19 protein-coding genes are annotated in these 18,399 nt (G+C 75.9%); 10 read left to right on the top strand and 9 right to left on the bottom strand.

What is annotated here, in order from left to right:
- Positions 1 to 11 precede the first annotated feature (11 nt).
- Both AAG589_RS01490 and AAG589_RS01485 read right to left on the bottom strand, forming a co-directional pair.
- Positions 12 to 692 carry a response regulator transcription factor gene (locus AAG589_RS01490; protein ID WP_430565482.1) on the bottom strand — a complete coding sequence of 227 codons (681 nt, stop codon included), beginning with the start codon at positions 690 to 692 and terminating at the stop codon, positions 12 to 14.
- Entirely contained in the window at positions 689 to 1,819 is a 1,131-nt protein-coding gene (locus AAG589_RS01485; protein ID WP_430565481.1) for a sensor histidine kinase, read from the bottom strand. Before AAG589_RS01485 ends, AAG589_RS01490 begins: the two co-directional genes overlap by 4 nt.
- A 112-nt stretch (positions 1,820 to 1,931) precedes the next feature.
- On the opposite strand from AAG589_RS01485, the gene AAG589_RS01480 reads away from it, so the two are divergent.
- Together AAG589_RS01480 and AAG589_RS01475 are read left to right on the top strand one after the other, a co-directional pair.
- Positions 1,932 to 2,894 carry an ABC transporter ATP-binding protein gene (locus tag AAG589_RS01480; RefSeq protein ID WP_430565480.1) on the top strand — a complete coding sequence of 321 codons (963 nt, stop codon included), beginning with the start codon at positions 1,932 to 1,934 and terminating at the stop codon, positions 2,892 to 2,894.
- The gene (locus AAG589_RS01475) at positions 2,891 to 3,742 is read left to right on the top strand and encodes an ABC transporter permease (protein WP_430565479.1); all 852 of its coding nucleotides are present in this window, start codon (positions 2,891 to 2,893) and stop codon (positions 3,740 to 3,742) included. The genes AAG589_RS01480 and AAG589_RS01475 overlap by 4 nt, the downstream gene beginning before the upstream one ends.
- A gap of 4 nt (positions 3,743 to 3,746) precedes the next feature.
- On the opposite strand, the gene AAG589_RS01470 is transcribed toward AAG589_RS01475, so the two are convergent.
- The gene (locus AAG589_RS01470; protein ID WP_430565478.1) at positions 3,747 to 4,025 is read right to left on the bottom strand and encodes a glutaredoxin family protein; all 279 of its coding nucleotides are present in this window, start codon (positions 4,023 to 4,025) and stop codon (positions 3,747 to 3,749) included.
- A 127-nt stretch (positions 4,026 to 4,152) separates the two neighbouring features.
- Here AAG589_RS01470 and AAG589_RS01465 point away from each other — a divergent pair, with 127 nt between their 5' ends.
- Positions 4,153 to 4,644 carry a DinB family protein gene (locus AAG589_RS01465; protein ID WP_430565477.1) on the top strand — a complete coding sequence of 164 codons (492 nt, stop codon included), beginning with the start codon at positions 4,153 to 4,155 and terminating at the stop codon, positions 4,642 to 4,644.
- Positions 4,645 to 4,664: 20 nt separating this feature from the next.
- Here the strand turns inward: AAG589_RS01465 and AAG589_RS01460 are convergent, their stop codons facing one another.
- Positions 4,665 to 5,441, bottom strand: coding sequence for an SDR family NAD(P)-dependent oxidoreductase (locus tag AAG589_RS01460; RefSeq protein WP_430565476.1), 777 nt, complete (start codon positions 5,439 to 5,441; stop codon positions 4,665 to 4,667).
- Positions 5,442 to 5,491: 50 nt separating this feature from the next.
- Here AAG589_RS01460 and AAG589_RS01455 point away from each other — a divergent pair, with 50 nt between their 5' ends.
- The gene (locus AAG589_RS01455) at positions 5,492 to 5,911 is read left to right on the top strand and encodes a VOC family protein (RefSeq protein ID WP_430565475.1); all 420 of its coding nucleotides are present in this window, start codon (positions 5,492 to 5,494) and stop codon (positions 5,909 to 5,911) included.
- Positions 5,912 to 5,931: 20 nt separating this feature from the next.
- Positions 5,932 to 8,493, top strand: a complete 2,562-nt coding sequence (locus tag AAG589_RS01450; RefSeq protein ID WP_430565474.1) for an ATP-dependent DNA ligase — start codon at positions 5,932 to 5,934, stop codon at positions 8,491 to 8,493.
- A 4-nt stretch (positions 8,494 to 8,497) separates the two neighbouring features.
- Here the strand turns inward: AAG589_RS01450 and AAG589_RS01445 are convergent, their stop codons facing one another.
- From AAG589_RS01445 to AAG589_RS01435, 3 genes are all read right to left on the bottom strand, one after another.
- Positions 8,498 to 9,127 (bottom strand): response regulator transcription factor, encoded by a 630-nt coding sequence (locus AAG589_RS01445; RefSeq protein WP_430565473.1) that lies wholly within the window; start codon positions 9,125 to 9,127, stop codon positions 8,498 to 8,500.
- Positions 9,124 to 10,308 carry a sensor histidine kinase gene (locus tag AAG589_RS01440; protein ID WP_430565472.1) on the bottom strand — a complete coding sequence of 395 codons (1,185 nt, stop codon included), beginning with the start codon at positions 10,306 to 10,308 and terminating at the stop codon, positions 9,124 to 9,126. The genes AAG589_RS01445 and AAG589_RS01440 overlap by 4 nt, the downstream gene beginning before the upstream one ends.
- A gap of 122 nt (positions 10,309 to 10,430) precedes the next feature.
- On the bottom strand, positions 10,431 to 11,075 hold the full coding sequence (locus AAG589_RS01435; protein WP_430565471.1) for a GntR family transcriptional regulator: 645 nt from the start codon (positions 11,073 to 11,075) through the stop codon (positions 10,431 to 10,433).
- Between the two features lie 50 nt (positions 11,076 to 11,125).
- Between AAG589_RS01435 and AAG589_RS01430 the strand changes: the two genes are divergently transcribed.
- Both AAG589_RS01430 and AAG589_RS01425 read left to right on the top strand, forming a co-directional pair.
- A complete protein-coding gene (locus AAG589_RS01430; protein WP_430565470.1) occupies positions 11,126 to 12,349 on the top strand; it encodes a YncE family protein in 1,224 nt (407 codons plus the stop codon).
- Positions 12,346 to 13,560 carry an amidohydrolase gene (locus AAG589_RS01425; protein WP_430565469.1) on the top strand — a complete coding sequence of 405 codons (1,215 nt, stop codon included), beginning with the start codon at positions 12,346 to 12,348 and terminating at the stop codon, positions 13,558 to 13,560. The genes AAG589_RS01430 and AAG589_RS01425 overlap by 4 nt, the downstream gene beginning before the upstream one ends.
- 7 nt (positions 13,561 to 13,567) lie before the next feature.
- Here AAG589_RS01425 and AAG589_RS01420 read toward each other — a convergent pair whose 3' ends face one another.
- Positions 13,568 to 14,170 carry a cysteine hydrolase family protein gene (locus tag AAG589_RS01420; RefSeq protein ID WP_430565468.1) on the bottom strand — a complete coding sequence of 201 codons (603 nt, stop codon included), beginning with the start codon at positions 14,168 to 14,170 and terminating at the stop codon, positions 13,568 to 13,570.
- A 119-nt stretch (positions 14,171 to 14,289) separates the two neighbouring features.
- On the opposite strand from AAG589_RS01420, the gene AAG589_RS01415 reads away from it, so the two are divergent.
- The 3 genes from AAG589_RS01415 to AAG589_RS01405 all read left to right on the top strand — a co-directional run bounded on the left by AAG589_RS01415 (position 14,290) and on the right by AAG589_RS01405 (position 17,462).
- Positions 14,290 to 15,273 (top strand): GlxA family transcriptional regulator, encoded by a 984-nt coding sequence (locus AAG589_RS01415; protein ID WP_430565467.1) that lies wholly within the window; start codon positions 14,290 to 14,292, stop codon positions 15,271 to 15,273.
- A gap of 52 nt (positions 15,274 to 15,325) precedes the next feature.
- Positions 15,326 to 16,249, top strand: a complete 924-nt coding sequence (locus AAG589_RS01410; protein WP_430565466.1) for an NADP-dependent oxidoreductase — start codon at positions 15,326 to 15,328, stop codon at positions 16,247 to 16,249.
- Positions 16,250 to 16,313: 64 nt separating this feature from the next.
- A complete protein-coding gene (locus AAG589_RS01405) occupies positions 16,314 to 17,462 on the top strand; it encodes an aminopeptidase P family protein (protein WP_430565465.1) in 1,149 nt (382 codons plus the stop codon).
- A 30-nt stretch (positions 17,463 to 17,492) separates the two neighbouring features.
- Here AAG589_RS01405 and AAG589_RS01400 read toward each other — a convergent pair whose 3' ends face one another.
- Positions 17,493 to 18,362 (bottom strand): siderophore-interacting protein, encoded by an 870-nt coding sequence (locus tag AAG589_RS01400; protein WP_430565464.1) that lies wholly within the window; start codon positions 18,360 to 18,362, stop codon positions 17,493 to 17,495.
- Positions 18,363 to 18,399 lie beyond the last annotated feature (37 nt).

Below are 18,399 nucleotides of genomic sequence, written 5' to 3'. Positions count from 1 at the left end.
CCCCGGACCGCTCAGGCCAGGAGGCCGGTCTGCAGCGCGAGCAGGACGGCCCGCGTGCGGTCCCTGGCGCCGAGCTTGAGCAGCACGTTCGAGACGTGGTTCTTCACCGTGCCCTCGGCCAGGTACAGCGCGTCGGCGATCTCGCGGTTGGACCACCCTTGCGCCAGGAGCCGCAGCACCTCGCGCTCGCGCTCCGTGAGGTCGGCCGGGACGCCGTCCGCGGGCGCGGGACCCGAGCGGACCGCGCGCAGGAGCCGGGCCGTGACCGCGGGCTGCACCAGGGTCGCGCCACCCGCCAGGGTGCGCACCGCGCCCGCGAGCTGCTCCAACGTGACGTCCTTGAGCAGGTAGCCCCGCGCCCCGGCCTGCAGCGCACGCAGCACGAGCGCGTCGTCGTCGAAGGTGGTCAGCACGAGCACGGCGACGCCTGCCCCCTCGGCCTGCAGCGTCTCCAGCGCCCAGATCCCGTCGCGGCCGGGCATGCGCAGGTCGAGCAGCAGCACGTCCGGCTCGTGCTGCCGCACCGCCGCGACCGCCGCCGCGCCGTCGTCCGCCTCGGCGACGACCTCGATGCCCCCGGCGATCTCCAGGAGGCTGCGGATGCCGTGCCGCACGAGCGTCTGGTCGTCGGCGAGGACGAGCCGCACGGGGTCCGGCGCCGCAGCGGCCGTCCCGGGCACCACGCCCGTCACGACGCAGCCCGCCCGGCGAGCCGCGCCTCGACGGTGAACCCCGACGTCGCGTCGAAGGTCGCGCCGCCGCCCAGCGCCTCGGCGCGCTCAACGATGCCGGCCAGCCCGTGGCCGAGGCGCACCGGCCCGGACGTGAGGCCGTCGTCGCGGGCCACGAACGTCAGCGCGCCGTCGTCGCCCGCGCTCACCTCGATGCGCAGCACCGTGGCCATCTCGGCGTGCCGGACGGCGTTGGTCACCACCTCCTGCGTGACGCGCACCAGGGCGGCGGTCTGCTCCTCGTCGGCGACGACGTCCTCGGCGACGCGCACCTCGACCCGCGGGGAGGGCACGGCGGCGGCGACCTCGTCGAGGGCCTCGCGCAGGTCGGGGGCGCGGCGCCGGAGCTCGCCGACCGTGGCGCGCACGTCGCCCAGCAGCTCGCGGGCCACGACGCGGGCGCGCTCGACGTGCTCGGCGCCGCGCTCGCCGGGCAGGTGGGCGGCGGACTCCAGCTCCAGGGTGAGCACGGTGAGCTGGTGGCCGATGAGGTCGTGCAGCTCTCGGGAGATGCGCAGCCGCTCCGACGCGCGGGTCGCCTCCTGGTCCAGCACGGCCGCGGCCGCCAGCTCGGCGTGCGCGACGGTCAGCTCGGTGCGCATGCGCTGCTCGCGCTGCAGCGCCACGCTCACCGCGGCGCTCGCCACCTGCAGCAGCAGGTAGAGGCCCAGTGCCAGCAGGATCTCGACGACCCGCGGCTGCCCCGGGGCGAGCAGGTAGGCGACGAGCAGGGCCGCCGTGTTCGTCGCGATCACGGCCGCCGTGACCCGCGTCGGTCCGACGTAGGTGCTCAGCGCCGCGCCGACCACCAGGAGGATGGGCAGCCACCCGATGCCGGGCACCGTGATCACGAGGGCCCCGGTCAGCAGCGTCTGGGCCGCGAGGCCGGCGTAGGCGGCCCGGGTGCGCGGCGGGCGCAGCACGGCGACGGCGGTCGCGGCGAGCCAGGCGGCCGCGGCCAGGACCCAGACGGCCAGCGGCACGAGCATCCGCTCCGGCCCGGCCACGAACGGCACGGGCACGACGACGGCCAGGCAGACGACGAGGATCGTCAGCCCGGACGTCTCCTCGGGTCCCAGCCGGCGCACGGCACCACGCTAACGGCCCGCGGGGCGTCGTGACCCGTGCCGGAAGTCACGGGTGCAGGTCGTGACCGGCGGCACGCGCGCCGGCCCACGCCGCCTCCGTAGCGTCGCCGCCATGACCGCACTCGTGGCGCAGCACCTGCGCAAGACGTACCGCCGACGCGGCCGGCCGCCGGTGGTCGCCCTCGACGACGTGAGCCTGTCCGTGGGGCCCGGCGAGGTCGCCGGTGTGCTGGGCCGCAACGGGGCGGGCAAGTCGACCATGGTGGAGCTCCTGGCCGGCGCCCGGGCCCCCGACGCGGGCCGGGTGCGGGTGCTCGGCCTCGACCCGCGCGCCGACCGGCGTCGGGTGCGGTGCGTGCTCGGCGTGCAGCTGCAGGGCGCGTACCTGCACGGTGCGCTGACCGTCCGCGAGCTCGTGCGCCTTTACCGGTCGTTCTACCCGCGCGGGCTGGACCCCGACCTGCTGGTCGAGCTCGTCGGTCTGGGCGCCTCGCGCGACACCCGCTTCGAGAAGCTGTCGGGCGGGCAGCAGCAGCGGGTCTCGGTCGCCCTCGCCCTCGTGGGGGCGCCGCGCGCCGTCGTCCTCGACGAGCTCACCACCGGCCTCGACCCCGAGGCGCGCCGCAGCATGTGGGCGCTGGTCGAGGACCTGCGGGCCGACGGCGTCACCGTGCTGCTCGTCAGCCACCTCATGGAGGAGGTGGAGCGGCTGTGCGACCACGTGACGATCCTCGACGCCGGCCGCGTCGTCGCGCGCGGCACCGCCGCCGAGCTGGTCGACCGGGCCGGGCTGCGACCCTCCGTCACCCTGCGCACCGACGACCCCCGCGCCGCCGACCTCCTGGCCCGGTTGCCCGCCGTCGAGCACGTCGACGCGGCCGGCCCGCGGCTCACCGTCACCGCCGCCGCGACCGGGACGACGACGCCGGCCGACCCGTCCCACGACGACCTGCTGCACGCGGTGGGCGCGACGCTCGCCGAGGCGGGCGTCGTCGCGACCGAGACACAGCTGCGCCGTCCCACCCTGGACGACGCGTTCCTCGCCCTCACCGGAAGCGCCCTGGAGGCCTCATGACCGCCCACCGCACCACGCTCCGCGACGACGTACCCCACGACGGGACGCCCCGCGTGCTGGAGCTGCCCGAGCCGGGCATGCCACCGCGCGCGGTGCGGCCGGGCGCGGAGGCGTGGCTCGCGCTCACGGCCGCCGAGGCCCGGATGGTGGCCCGCGACACCGCCGGCCTCGTGGTCCCGCTCGGCATGCCGCTGCTCGTCCTGGTGATGAACGGCCTGGCGCCGGGCCTGGACCAGGTGGTGCCCGGGACGGGCGGGCGCACGGCGTTGGACGTCTACGTGCTCCCGCTCACGCTGACGATGGTCGTCGCGACGGTCGGGGTGATCAACATGCCGAGCTTCCTCGCCTACTACCGGCGCACGGGGATCCTCAAGCGGCTCGGCGTCACCCCCGCCTCGCCGGCGATGGTGCTCGGGGCGCAGGCCGTCGTCGGCGTGGCGCAGATCCTGCTGGGCATCGCCCTGGCGCTCGGCGTCGCGTTCGTCTGGCTGGGCGCGTCGCCGCCGGCCGAGCCGTGGGTGGCTGCGGGCGCGCTGGCGCTGACGATCGGCGCGATGTACGCGGTCGGGATGCTCGTCGCGGCGGTCGCGCCGACGCCGGGGTCCGCCGTGGCGATCGGCCTCGTCGCGTTCTTCGCCCTGGGCGCGCTCGGCGGGCTGTTCGGCCCGCGGGAGAACCTCCCGGACGCCCTCGCCGCCCTGGGCGGCTGGCTGCCGTTCGGCGGCGCCGTCGACGCCCTCGGCGCGGCGTGGGCGGGCGTCGCGATGCCGGTGCCCGCGCTCGTCGGCCTCGGCGCGACCACCGTCCTCGCGGGCGGCGCGGCCGCGGCGTGGTTCCGCTGGGAGTGAGCCGTCAGAGGCCGACGGCGTCCAGCTTCGCGGAGAGCTCGGCGTCGGTGGGCTCGACGAAGAACTCGCCGTCGGGGAACACCACGACGGGGATGTTCTTGCGGCCGCTGATCGCCTCGGCGTCGTCGGCCCGCGTCGGGTCGGCGACGAGGTCCACGTTCACGTACTCCACGCCGCGGGTGTCGAGCACGCGCTTGGCGCGACGGCAGTCGCCGCACCACGTCGCCCCGTACATCGTGAGGGTCTGCGGGCGGCGGATGTCGGTGATGGTGTCCTCGGTCATGCGCAGCACCATACCCCCACGGGGTTAGGGCGGAGCAATCAGGTCGGGGACGAAGACCAGCCCGCGCCGCCGGACCGGCTTCAGGCCAGACTGAGCGACGACCGCCGGCCACCCCGAAGGAGACTCGATGCCCCGTCGCCAGCACCGCCGCGACACCCCGCCGCCCCGCACCGGCAGCAGCGAGGCCGAGGTCCTGCGCGGGTTTCTCGATTACCTCCGGACGTCGGTCGCCTCGAAGGTCGGGGACGCACCGGAACCGCAGGTCCGCACGGCGGGCGTGCCCTCGGGCACGAACCTGCTCGGGCTGCTCCACCACCTCACCTGCGTGGAGCGCGCGACGTTCCTCGGGGAGCGGACCACCGACTGGCCCGCGACGTTCCGGGCCGCCCCGACGGACGACGTGTCCACCGTCGTGGCGCGCTACCGGGAGGCGGTCGACCAGGCGAACGCGGTGATCGACGGGTGCACGGACCTCGGCGCGCCCGTCCCCCGCCCTGCTCATGGCCGGCCCGCTCCCAGCCTCCGCTGGGCGCTCACCCACATGATCGAGGAGACCGGACGCCACGCCGGTCACGCGGACATCCTCCGCGAGCTGATCGACGGCTCGACCGGACGCTGACTCCCGTGGGCCGCGATCGCCTAGTGGACCGAGAATCCGCCGTCCACGCACAGCGACTGCCCGGTCACGTACGCGGACGCCCCGCTCGCCAGGAACACCGCGGCGCCGGCGAAGTCGTCGGGCAGCCCGTTGCGACCGACCATCGTGCGGGCCGCGAGCGCCTCGACCCGCCCGGGGTCGGCCTGCAGGCGCGCGTTGAGCGGCGTGAGGACGAAGCCGGGCACGAGCGTGTTCGCCGTGACGCCGCGGTGCGACCAGGCCTCCGCCTGCGAGCGCGCCAGCGACTCCAGCCCGCCCTTGGACACCCCGTACACGCCCGACTGCACGAACGCGCGGTGCGCCTGCTGGGACGACACGTGGATGAGGCGGCCGAAGCCGCGCTCGGCCATGCCGGGCCCGAACCGCTGCCCCAGCAGGTACGGCGCCTCGAGGTTGACTGCCATCGTCGCGTCCCAGGTGGCGTCGTCCGTCTCGCCCAGCGGCGGGCGCAGGTTGATCCCGGCGGAGCTGACCACGACGTCGGGCTCGCCGAAGAGGGCTGCCGCCTCCTCCGCGCCCGCCCGGACGCCGTCGCGCGTCGACAGGTCCGCGCTGACGCGGTCGACCGTGCAGCCGTCGGCACGCAGCTCGGTGACGGTGGCGTCCAGCTCCGCCTCGCGCCGGGCGAGGACGACGACGCGCGCCCCGGCGCGCGCCAGCGCGCCCACGATCGCGCGGCCGATGCCGGAGCTGCCGCCGGTCACCAGCGCGACCCGGCCGTCGAGGGAGAACAGGGAGGCGAGGTAGGCGTCGGTCACGCGGACACTGTGCCACGTGCGATGTCGGCGCCCGGCCGTACGGTCGCTCCATGACGGACACGAGGGCCGACGACGCGGTCGGCGAGGTCACGGGCGTCCAGGTCAATCTCTTCTGCTCCGACGTCGAGCGGTGCGCGTCGTTCTTCGAGGCGCTCGGCCTGCGCCGGGCGTTCCGGTACCCGCCCACCGGGACGCCGGTGAAGATCGAGGTCGAGGGCGCGGGCGTGCGCGTGGGCTTCGACGCGGTCGACGTGGCGAACGAGATCGCCGACCTGGGGGTGGCGCCGCCCGGCGGCCGCTCCGCGGAGGTCGCGCTGTGGGTCACGGACGTCGACGGCGCGCACGACCGCGCCGTGGCCGCCGGCGGCCGCTCGCTGCGCGCGCCGATGGACGGCCCGGACGGGCGGCTGCGGTACGCGTGGGTGCTCGACCCCGAGGGGCACCAGGTCAAGGTGCTGCGGAAGCGCTGACCTCGCGCGACGATGACCGCATGGCACGCACGTCGTCGAGCAAGCCGCAGACCGTCACGGTCGACGACCGACGCCTGCAGCTGACCAATCTGGACAAGGTCTACTACCCGGCCACGGGGACGACGAAGGGCGAGGTGCTCCAGTACCTGGCGCAGGTGGCGCCTGCGCTGCTGCGGCACGCGTCGTACCGGCCGGCGACGCGCAAGCGGTGGCCGGACGGCGTCGCGGGGCAGATGTTCTTCCAGAAGAACCTGGACGCGTCGACGCCGTCGTGGGTGCCGCGGCGCTCGATCAAGCACCGCACGTCGACCAACGACTACGTGCTGGTCAACGACCTCGCCACGCTGACCTGGCTGGGGCAGACGGCCACCCTCGAGATCCACGTGCCGCAGTGGCGGTTCGGCCGCACGGGCACGCCGCTGCCGCCCGACCGCCTGGTGCTGGACCTCGACCCCGGGCCGGGCGCGGGGCTGGCCGAGTGCGCGGAGGTGGCGCGCCTGGCGCGCGACATCCTGCGCGGCATGGACCTCGACCCGTTGCCCGTGACCAGCGGTTCCAAGGGCATCCACCTGTACGCGGCGCTGGTCGGGCACGACGAGTCGCTCACCGCGGACGCCGTCTCTGCGGTGGCGCACGAGCTCGCGAGGCACCTGGAGTCCGAGCACCCGGACCTCGTGGTCAGCGACATGAAGAAGTCGCTGCGCGCCGGCAAGGTGCTCGTGGACTGGTCGCAGAACAACGGGTCCAAGACGACGATCGCGCCGTACTCGCTGCGTGGCCGCGACGAGCCCACGGTCGCCGCGCCCCGCAGCTGGGACGAGCTCGACGACCCGGACCTGCGCCACCTCACCTTCACCGAGGTGGTCGAGCGGCTGGAGCGGGACGGCGACCTCCTGGAGCCGCTGGCCGCGGGCCACCTGGCCCAGCTCGAGCCCACGCCCGAGCGCATGGCCACCTTCGACAAGCTCGAGACCTACCGCGCCAAGCGGGACCCGGAGAGGACGCCGGAGCCGTTCGAACCGGAGGGAGAGGGGAACCGGGTTTCGACGGGCTCGACCAGCGGGGGGCCGACCTTCGTCATCCAGGAGCACCACGCCCGCCGGCTGCACTGGGACTTCCGGCTGGAGCACGACGGCGTGCTCGTGAGCTGGGCGCTGCCCAAGGGCGAGCCCACCGACCCGAAGCAGAACCACCTGGCCGTGCAGACCGAGGACCACCCGCTCGAGTACGGGTCGTTCGAGGGCACCATCCCCGCCGGGGAGTACGGCGGCGGCGAGGTGACCATCTGGGACGCGGGCACCTACGACCTCGAGAAGTGGCGCGAGGACGAGGTGATCGCCGTCCTGCACAGCGAGCGACGGGGCTCGCGACGGCTCGCCCTCATCCGCACCGGCGGTCGCGGGGGCGACGACCAGAATTCGTGGCTCATCCACCGCACCAAGGCCCAGCCGGGCGACGACGACACGGGCGGCACCGGCAGCTCGGCCGACGACGGCGTCCCTGCCGGCAAGGAGCGACCGTCCCGCCCGACCGTCGACGCCGCGCCGGCCGAGGCGCCGCGCCCGATGCTCGCGACCACGGCCCCGCCGGGCGAGCTCGCGCGGCTGGACCCGGCCGACTGGGCGTTCGAGGTCAAGTGGGACGGGTTCCGCGCGGTGGCGGAGGTACTGCCCGGCGACGGCGAGCCCACGGTGCGGCTCACGTCCCGCTCCGGCCAGGACCTCACGGTGACGTTCCCGGAGCTCCGGGCGCTCGCGGACATGGTCTCGGCCGACGACCTGCCCCTGGCGCTCGACGGCGAGATCGTCGCCCTCGACGCCGACGGCCGCCCGTCGTTCCGCCGCCTGCAGCAGCGCGCCAACCTCACCAGGCCGCGCGACGTCGAGAAGGCACGCCGCGGCGTGGGGGTCGACCTGGTGCTCTTCGACGCGCTGGTCGTGGGCGGGCGCGCGGTGACCGACCGGCCCTACACCGAGCGCCGGGCGGAGCTGGCGCGCGTCGTGTCGCCGCGGCGGCCGGTGCACGTGCCGGACGCCCTGGAGGGCACCCTCGACGAGGCGCTCGAGGCCAGCCGGCTCATGCGCCTGGAGGGCGTGGTGGCCAAGCGACGCCGGTCGACGTACACGCCGGGGCGGCGATCGCGCGACTGGCTCAAGATCAAGCACGCCCGCACCCAGGAGGTCGTGGTCGTCGGCTGGCGCCCGCTGCACGCGGGCACGGGCCGCGAGGACGTCCGGGTGGCCGGCTCGCTGCTGCTCGCGGTGCCGGACGACGGCGGAACGCTGCGCTACGTGGGCAAGGTCGGCACGGGCTTCACGGAGGCCGACCGGCGCGCCGTGGTGCGCCGGCTGCACCCCGTGGACGAGGCCCCGCTGGACGGCGTGCCCCGCGCCGAGACGGTGCACGCGCGGTGGGCCGCCCCCGAGCGCGTGGCGGAGGTGTCCTACGGCGACTGGACGAGCGACCCCGCCGACCTGGGCGCGGCGGACGACGGTGGGGACGAGGGCCCGCGCCTGCGGCACTCCGTGTGGCGCGGGTGGCGCGAGGACAAGCGGCCCGAGGACGTGACCGTGGAGGCGTGAGCCGTCAGCGCACCGTCTGCCCACGCAGCGCGTGCGCGACGGCGGCCGCCCGCGACTCGACGCCGAGCTTGGCGTACACGTGCGCGAGGTGGGTCTTGACGGTCGCCTCCGAGATGAACAGGCGCCGCCCGAGCTCCCGGTTGCTCAGCCCCTGGGCCAGGAGCGTGAGCAGCTCGGCCTCGCGCGGGGTGAGCGCGCTGCCCGGGTTCTGCGCCTGCTGCATGAGCCGGGACGCGACCGGCGGGGACAGCACGCTGCGCCCGGCGACGGCGCCGCGCACGGCGGCGAAGATCTCCGCCGGCGGCGCGTCCTTGAGCACATAGCCGATGGCGCCGGCGTCGACGACGCGCACGACGTCGGCGTCGGTGTCGTAGGCGCTGAACACGAGCACCGGCACGCCCGGGTGGGCCGCGCGGATGCGGCGGGTGGCGGCCACGCCGTCCTCGTCCGCGCCCAGCTCGAGGTCCATGACGACGAGGGCGGGCGCGAGCCGGTCGACGGCGTCGAGGGTCTCGTCGGCGGTGCCCGCCTCTCCGACCACGCTGATGTCGGGCTGGGAGTCGAGCAGGGCGCGCAGCCCGGCGCGCACCACGTGGTGGTCGTCCACGAGCAGCACGGTGATCGGGTCGCTCATGCGCTCTCCTGGTCCTCTCGCACGGTCGCCGTCGGGCCCGCCGCCAGCGGCAGCTGCACCCCCACGACGGTCCCCTCGCCGGGGCCGCTCTCCACGGTGATCGTGCCACCGAGCTGCTCCACCCGCTGGCGCATGGCCCGCAGCCCGAACCCGCCCTGCCGCCCGGGGGCGCCCGCGCCGGCGGTCCGGGCCGCGACCTCGTCGACGTCGAAGCCGCGACCGTCGTCGAACACGTCGAGCGCGACCGCGTCCGGCAGGTAGGTGACGGTGAGCCCGAGCCGCGCGGGGCCGGCGTGGCGGTGCACGTTGGCGACGGCGCTCTGGGCGATGCGCGCCAGCGCGTGCGCGGTCTCGGCGCCCACGGGCACCGGGTCGCCCACCACGGTGAGCTCGGCGTCCGGGACGTGCCGACGTGCCGCCGTCCGGATCGCGGCCTCGACGTCGGCCGGCGCCACGCCGCCCGCCGCGGGCGACGGGTCCACGAGGTCGTGCACGAGGTCGCGCGTCTGGCCGAGGCTGGCGCGCACGGCGACGGCGGCCTGCCGGGCGTCGTCGCGCGCGGCGTCGGGGTCGGCGTCCCACCGCTGGTCGGCGGCCTCGAGCCGCAGCACCGCCGACGAGAGCGACTGCGCCACGGTGTCGTGGATCTCGCGGGCCATGCGCTCGCGCTCGGCGAGGACGGCGACCTCGCGCTGCAGCCGCACGCGCTCGCCCGCCTGCCGCACGATCGCGTCGTACGCGAGGCTGAGCAGCACGGCCACCACGAGCGGGGCGACGGCGGCCGCCCAGTCGCTGCGGCCGGACAGGTCGAACAGCGCGACGCCGGTGACGACCGCGACGGCGGCGACGAGCACGTGCGCGGCGGGCACGGGGACGAGCGTGCGGCAGACGAAGAACAGCGGGATCGCGGACCACGCGAAGCTCGGCGCGACGAGCACGAGCGCGCCCCACGCGACGAGCAGGACGCCGAGCAGGACGTCGAGCAGGACGCTCCGCGCCGTCGAGCCAGGCCGCCGGGCCAGCAGCACGAGCGCCGCGTAGGCGGCCGCGACCACCACGACGAGCGCCACGACCAGCCACCACCGGCCACCCGGGCCGTGGTTGGTGAGGTAGCGCGCGGCGGACGTCGCGACGAGCGCGGCGAAGGCGAGGTGCACGCCACGCGTGAGGGATCCCGGCACGACAAGCACGCTAGCCGGGGGCGCCCGATCCGCACCTCATCCGTTCGGATGAGCGGACCCGCCCCGGAGGCCCGATGCGGCACGGGACGGCCGACGACGAGCCTGGTCGGATGTCCCGTCTCTCAGGCCCGGCGCTCCTGGGCCGCCGCCCTGCTGGTGCCCAGGTGCTCGCGCGCCCGGCGGGCGGCGGCCTCGCCGTCGCCGTCCCGGACGGCGTCGAGGAGCTCGCGGTGCTCGTCGGCGATCGCCTGCAGGTCGACGTGCTGCCCGAGCAGCCAGCGCACGCGGCTGGCGATCACGAGGTGCAGCTCGAGGAGCACCGGGTTGCCCGCCGCCTCGACGACGCGCTCGTGGAAGTCCGCCCCGGCCCGCCGGGCCGCGGGGCCGTCGCCCGCCCTCGCGGCGGCGTCCTCCCGCTCCCACGCCTCCGTCAGGGCCGCGAGCTGCTCCGGCGAGCGCCGCTGCGCCGCGAGCCGGAAGTGCAGCGGGTCGGTCGCCTCGCGCACCTCGTGCAGGTGGGCGACGTCCGCGTCGCTGAACTCGCGGACCACGGCCCAGGTGCGCGGGCGCGGGGTCACGAGACCCTCGCCGACGAGCGTGCGCAGCGCGTCCCGGACAGGGATCCGGCTCACCCCCAGCTCCGCCGCCAGGTCGCGCTCGACCAGCCGGCTGCCCGGCGCCCGCGTGCCGTCCACGATCTGCTCGCGCACGACGCGCGCCACCCGCACGGACTCGGGCTCGAACGCGGCCGAGAGCTCGGAGGACATGCGCTCATCCTGCCAGCCACCCGGAGGACCAAATGGCATACCATCTGCCCGTGACGACGCCCCGCTCCCCACGCCGCCCCGCCCGCGCGGCCGGCGCAGCCCTGGGCGCGGGCGCCCTGCTGACCCTCGCCGCGTGCGCCGCACCCGACGAGCCCGCCGCACCCGACCCCGCGCCGTCGGCGGTCGCGACACGACCGCCGGCGACGGCCCCGGAGCCGAACCCGACCGACGACGGCACGCGCGAGGCCGGGCGCGGGCGTGGGCAGCTGCTGCTGGCCACGCAGGCCGAGCGCGACACGCTCGCCGTGGTCGACCCGTCCGTCCGCCGCGGCAACGCCGTCGTGGACGAGATCACGGTGGGCGCCGCGCCGTGGGACGTCGCGGTGGACGAGGACTCCCGCCGTGCGTACGTCTCTACCGCCGAGGGAGTCGCGGTCGTGGACCTCGAGGCCCGCGAGCGCACCGACCTCTTCGCGTACGAGCACCCGGCGACCCGCATCGCGTCCGGCGAGTACCGGCGCGGCGGCCTCGGCCTGGCCGTCTCCCCCGACGGCGAGCGGGTGCACGTCGCCGTGAGCACGGGCGACGCGGCGTCCCTCGAGACGCTCGACGCCGACACCGGCGAGGTCGTCTCCTCCGTGCCGGTGGGGCTGCGCCCCTTCGACGTCCTCGTGAGCGACGACGGCAGCGAGGTGTACACGGTCGACCACGACGGGTTCACCGTCACGGTCGTCGACCCCGAGCGCGAGCGGGCCCGCGCGATCGAGGTGGCCCCGTTCGGCCGCGAGGGCGGCCTCGCCTCGTTCGAGAAGCCGCACTACGCCGTCCTCGACTCGGGCGGCGACCTGCTGCTGCCGTACCAGGGCCGCACCCTCGCCCACGTCGACCCGGACAGCGGCGAGGTCACGACCACCGACCTGACGGCCGACTCCCACCAGCACGGCGTGGCCCGGGCCGACGACGGCACGCTCGTCATCGCCGGCAACGGCCCGTTCGGCAACGCCAGGTCGGGCCCGAGCATCGAGGTGGTCGACCCGGACGGTGCCGACGTCGTGCTGCCCACCGAGCGCCGGCACGAGACGGTGGCCGTCTGGCACGACGACGCCGGCGCGGCGTACGGCGTGCTCGCCGGCGGCTACACCCAGCAGGAGGCCTGGGACGGCGCCACCGTCGTCCCGCTCGACGCGGCGCTCGACGGCGCCGACGAGAGCTACGAGATCACCATCCCGGGACGACCGCAGGCCGTCGTCCCCTACGAGGAGGAGCGCCCATGACGCACACCACGACCAGCACCGCCGCCGTCTCCGCGATCCGGAACGTGCGCCCGTGGGGCGGCGAGCCCGCCGACCTGCACGTGGCCGACGGGGCGATCGCCGCCGTCGTGCCGCACGACCCGACGGCGGCCGCGACCCCCGGCGCCGTCGACGGGAAGGGCCTGCTGGCGCTGCCCGGCCTGGTCAACGCGCACGCGCACGTCGACAAGTCGTGGTGGGGCAAGCCGTGGGTCAGCTACGGCGGCGAGGGCGGCGTCGCGGGCCGGATCGCCTACGAACGCGCGCACCGCGACGAGCTCGGCATCCCCGGCGTGGACGTCACGCTGGCGGTGCTGCGCGAGTCGGTCCGCACCGGCACGACGGCGGTGCGCACGCACGTGGACGTCGACCTCGGCGTCGGGCTGCGCGGCATCGAGGTGGTCCGCGAGGCCGTGGCCGCGCTCGGCGGCGCCGTGCACGCCGAGATCGTCGCGTTCCCGCAGGACGGCGTGCTGCGCCGCCCGGGCGTGCTGGAGCTGCTCGACCGTGCGGCCGCGGCGGGGGCCGACCACGTCGGCGGCCTGGATCCGGCCTCGATCGACCGCGACCCGGTGGGCCACCTCGACGGGCTGTTCCAGATCGCCGAGCGGCGCGGCGTCGGCATCGACGTCCACCTGCACGACGGGGGCGAGCTGGGCGCGTTCCAGATCGAGCTCATGGTCGACCGCACCCTCCGGGCCGGGCTGCAGGGCAAGGTCAACGTGGCGCACGGCTTCGCGGTCGGCCAGCTCTCCGGGTCGCGACAGGCCGACCTCGTCGCGGCGATGGCGGACGCCGGGATCACCATGACGACCGTCGCCCCGATCGGCGCCGCTCCCCTGCCGCTGCTCGCCCTGCGCGAGGCCGGCGTCCCGGTCGGCCTGGGCACCGACGGCATCCGCGACCTGTGGTCCCCGTACGGCACGGGCGACCTTCTGGCGCTCACCACGCAGCTCGCGCGCCTCTCCGGCCTGCGGTACGACGAAGAGCTCGTCGCCGCGGCCCGCGTCGCGTCGGCGGACGCCGCCGAGTTCGTGGGCCGCGAGGTGCACGACCTCGTGCCGGGCTCGCCGGCCGACGTGGTGCTCGTCGACGCCGAGAACGTGCCCGACGCCGTGGTGCGCGCGCCACGCCGGGCGCTCGTCGTCGCGGGCGGCCGGGTGGTCGCCCGCGACGGCGAGGTGCTGGTCTGACCGGGCGCTAGCGAGCCTGCCCGGCCAGGTCGTCGGCCGACGCCACGACGACGCCGTACGCGTCCGCGACGGTCGCGAGCGCGGCGTGGTGGAGGTGCTCGGCGGACACCGGGGCGACCGCGGTGGCGAGCGGGCGGGTGGCGCATGCCTCGGCGACCACGGTCGGCCGGTTGCCCCGCAGCGCCGCGCCCTGGGAGGTGAAGGCCACGCACATGTGCGTCATGAAGCCCACGACCACGACGTCGGCGTGCCCGGCCGCGTCCACCAGGTCGCCCAGCTCCGTGCCCCGGAACGCGTCCGGCGCGGTCTTGGTGACGACGGCCTCGCCCGGGGCGGGCGCGACGCGCGGGTGGATCTGCCCGAGCTCGGTGGCCAGGTCGTACGGCGAGCCGGCGCCGCCGTCGTGCTGCACGTGGATCACGGTGGCCCCGGCCGCCCGGGCGCGCGCCAGGACGTCCGCGGCGACATCGAGCGCCGGCGCCCAGCCCTCCAGCTCCATCACGCCGCGCGTGTACGTGTTCTGGTAGTCGACGAGGATCAGCGTCGCGTCGGCGAGGCCGGCCGGCCGCTGGTCGCTGCCGCCGAGCTCGCGCAGGTTCGTGCTGGTCATGAGTGCCCTTTCGAGGTCGAGAAGGCGCCGTGCGACGCCGCCGACCACGCTAGGCATCCGGGTATCGTGTCGGCAATGTCGTGCAACCTGCAGATTCAGACATCGAGGCGGCAGTCATCATGACCGAGCGACTCGTCGTGGTCACGCTGTTCGACGGCGTCGACCTGCTCGACGTCACCGGGCCGGCCGAGGTGCTCTCCCTCGTGCCGCGCGTCACCGCCGAACCTCCCCGGTACGAGGTGATGCTCGCCGCCGAGACGCTCGACCCCGTGACCACGTCCGCGGGCGTCCGCGTGCTGCCCGACGCGACGTTCGACGACCTCGCGGGCCGCGCCGTCGACACCCTCGTCGTGCCGGGCGCGGTCGTGCTCGACGACGCGCGCCGGGTGCGCGCCGTCGTCGACCCGGACGTGGTGGCGCGCGTGCGTGAGCTGGCCCCGCGCACCCGGCGGCTGGCGTCCGTCTGCGTCGGGGCGCACGTGCTCGCCGACGCCGGGCTGCTCGACGGCATGCGCGCGACCACGCACTGGTCGACGGCCCGGCAGCTCGCCGACGAGCACCCGCGGGTCCGCGTGGACCCGGACCCGATCTTCGTGCGCGACGGCGACACCTGGACGGGCGCCGGCCTCACGGCGTGCCTCGACCTCACCCTCGCCCTGGTCGCCGACGACCACGGCCAGGAGGTGGCGCTCCGGGTCGCCCGCCAGCTCGTCATGTATCTCAAGCGGCCGGGCGGGCAGAGCCAGTTCTCCGTCTCCACCGACCCGCGGGAGACCTCACGGCGCGTCGACGACCTGCGCCACCACGTGCTGCGGAACGTCGCCGCGCCGCTGACGGTCGCCGACCTCGCCGCGCACGCGCACGTGGGCGAGCGCCAGCTCACCCGGCTCTTCACGACCGAGCTGGGCACCACGCCGGCGGCCTACGTCGAGTCGGTCCGCGTGGAGGTGGCGCGGCAGCGGCTCGAGACCACCGACGACACGCTGGAGCGCGTCGCGACCGCCTGCGGGTTCGGCACCACCGACACCCTCACCCGGGCGTTCCGGCGCCGCCTGGACACCACCCCGGCGCAGTACCGCGCCCGCTTCCGGCTCGCCGGCTGACCCAGCTCCGGGCGGCGGGAAGCCTCGCGGCCCGGTCCCTGTTGTGCCGAGCATGCGAGCCATCACCTACAGCCAGTACGGCGGCGCCGACGTCCTCGAGCTCACCGACCAGCCGGACCCCCGCCCCGGGGCGGACGTCGTCGTCGTCCGTGTGCGCGCCGCGTCCGTCAACCCCGTCGACTGGAAGGTCCGCCAGGGCTACCTGGACGGCCTGTTCGACACGCAGTTCCCCGTGGTCCCGGGCTGGGACGTGGCGGGCGTCGTCGAGCAGGTCGGCCTCGACACCCCCGAGTTCCAGGTGGGCGACGAGGTCTACGGGTACGTCCGCAAGGACTGGGTGCACGGCGGCACGTTCGCCGAGCTCGTCGCGGCGCCCGTGCGGACCCTGGCCCGCAAGCCCGCGTCGCTGAGCTTCGAGGAGGCTGCGGCCGTGCCGCTCGCCGGGCTCACCGCCTACCAGACGATCCTGCGGTCCGGCGTCCGCGAGGGCCAGACCGTGCTCGTGCACGCGGCGGCCGGCGGCGTGGGCTCCTTCGCCGTGCAGATCGCGCGCAGCCTCGGCGCGCGCGTCATCGGCACCGCGAGCGAGGCGAACCACGACTACCTGCGCTCCCTCGGCGCCGAGCCCGTGACCTACGGCGACGGGCTGGCCGACCGCGTCCGCGCCCTGGCGCCGGACGGCGTCGACGTCGCGCTCGACTACGCGGGCGGCGACGCCGTCGCGACGAGCGACGCGCTGCTCGTCCCGGGCGGCACGGTCACGTCGATCACGGACGCGACGGCGCGCACCGAGCACGGCGGGCACTACGTCTGGGTCCGGCCGTCCAGCGCCGACCTCGAGGCGCTCGGCGCGCTGATCGACGCCGGCAAGGTCGCCGTGGAGGTGGGCCAGGTCTTCGACCTCGCCGACGCCGCCGACGCCCACCGCGCCAGCGAGACCGGCCACGGGCGCGGCAAGATCGTCGTGCACGTCTGACCGCGCGCGCGGCGGCGCACCCGACCGTGGTGCAGGTCCCGGCCCGAGGCGGCACGCTGGGCGCATGACGTCCTTCTCCCCTGCCGTGTACGCCGACCGTCGCCGCCGGGCCGCCGCGCAGGCGGCCGAGGCCGGCCTCGCCGGGGTCCTCGTGACGCCCGGCCCGGACCTGCGCTACTTCCTCGGCTACACGCCGGCCGCGGACACGGAGCGGCTCACGCTGCTCGCCATCCCCGCGTCCGACACCGGCGACGACGCCGTCGCCGTCGTCCCGAAGCTCGAGGCCCACGACCTCGAGATCGGCGCCGTCGGGGGTATCGAGGCGGTGGCCTGGTCGGACGGCGAGGACGAGCACGCTGTCGCCGCCCGGCTGCTGCGCCCCGACGGCCGCTACGCGATCAGCGACGCGGCGTGGGCCCTGCACGTGCTGGGCCTGCAGCGGGCGCTGCCCGCGTCGTCGTACGCCGCCGTCACCACGGTGCTGCCGATGCTGCGCGCGGCCAAGTCCCCCGAGGAGGTCGCGCGCCTCGCCGCGGCGGGCGCCGGGGCGGACGCCGTGTTCGCCGAGATCGTCACCCGCCGGTTCGCCGGGCGGGCGGAGCGCGAGGTGTCCGACGACCTCGACGCCCTCCTGCGCTCCCACGGCCACGAGCAGGTGGACTTCACGCTCGTGTGCGCGGGCGAGAACGGCGCGGACCCGCACCACGAGGCGGGCGACCGGGTCGTCCGCGAGGGCGACATGGTGGTGATGGACTTCGGCGGCCTCGCCGACGGCTACGGCTCGGACACCACACGCACCGTGCACGTCGGCGCGCTGACCGCCCGGGAGCAGGAGGTGCACGACGTCGTGCGGGCGGCGCAGCAGGCCGGCGTCGACGCCGTCCGACCGGGCGCGACCTGCCAGGACGTCGACCGCGCGTCGCGCGCCGTCATCGCGGACGCCGGCTTCGGCGAGTTCTTCGTGCACCGCACGGGCCACGGGATCGGCCTGACCACGCACGAGCCGCCGTACATGGTGGAGGGCGAGGAGACCCCGATCGAGGCCGGGATGTGCTTCTCCGTCGAGCCGGGGATCTACCTGCCGGGCGAGTTCGGGGTGCGCATCGAGGACATCGTCGTCGCGTTCCCGGCCGGCGTGCCCGGCCTGGCCGACGCCCCGGATGCCGGCGTGCGGCTCAACACGTCGCCCCACGAGGTCGTCGTCGTCGAGTAGCCCGCTCCGCCCCGCGCCGGCCCGCCGGGATCAGCTCGGCGACGCCTTGCCGTGCCGCCAGTACCCGACGAAGTCGACCGACGCCTTCGGCCACTGCCGGTCGTTCACCAGGTGCCGCCGCACGCCCGCCGCGAGCGCCTGCTCCCCCGCGACGAGCGCGTACCCGGCGCCGGCGGGGAGCTCGGCCTCACGGACCGAGTCGCGCACGAAGGCGAGCGCCGCCCGGCCGGGGACCTCGCCGAGCACCGGGTCGTCGGCGGCGGCGCGGTCGCGCTCGACCCACCGCAGATCGACGCCGTCCGGCACGCGGAAGTCCTGCCGGTCGTCGGCGGTGGGCACCTCGACGACGGCGACGCCCCGCGCGTCGTCGGGCAGCGACTCGCAGATGCCGGCGACGGCCGGCAGGCCGCTCTCGTCGGCGACGAGCAGCCGCCACTCGCACGCGGCCTGCCGGCGGTGGTAGGTGCCCTGGTCGAGGATGCCGACGCGGTCCCCCGCCTGCGCGGCCAACGCGAAGCCCGCGCCGGGCCCCAGCGGCTCGTCGGCCGCGGCCGGGCCGTCGTGGCCGTGCAGCACGAAGTCGACGTCGATCTCCCGCAGCTCGGGCCGCGCCGCACGGATCGTGTAGTTGCGCACCAGCGGGCGGCGGGCTCGCGGCGTCGCGAGGTACTGGGCGTACCAGCCGAGGTTCGACGTGCGCGTCGGCAGCTTCAGCGCGTCCTGGCCGGGGCGCGGCAGGAACAGCCGGAACCACTGGTCGTCGCCCACCAGGGTGAGGCGGTCGATGTCCTCGATGCCGAGCGTGACCCGTTGCAGGTGCGGGCTCAGCCGCTTCGTCGTGACGACCTCGGCGACGAGGACGTGCGGGTCCACCGGCTTCGACAGGGCGCGAGTGCTCACGTCGATAAGGTTAGGCGACCCTCACTCGATTGACCAG

The sequence above is a fragment of the Isoptericola sp. F-RaC21 genome (genome assembly GCF_038593535.1).
Lineage (GTDB): Bacteria > Actinomycetota > Actinomycetes > Actinomycetales > Cellulomonadaceae > Isoptericola.
This window is presented reverse-complemented; position numbering and strand designations above follow the sequence as displayed.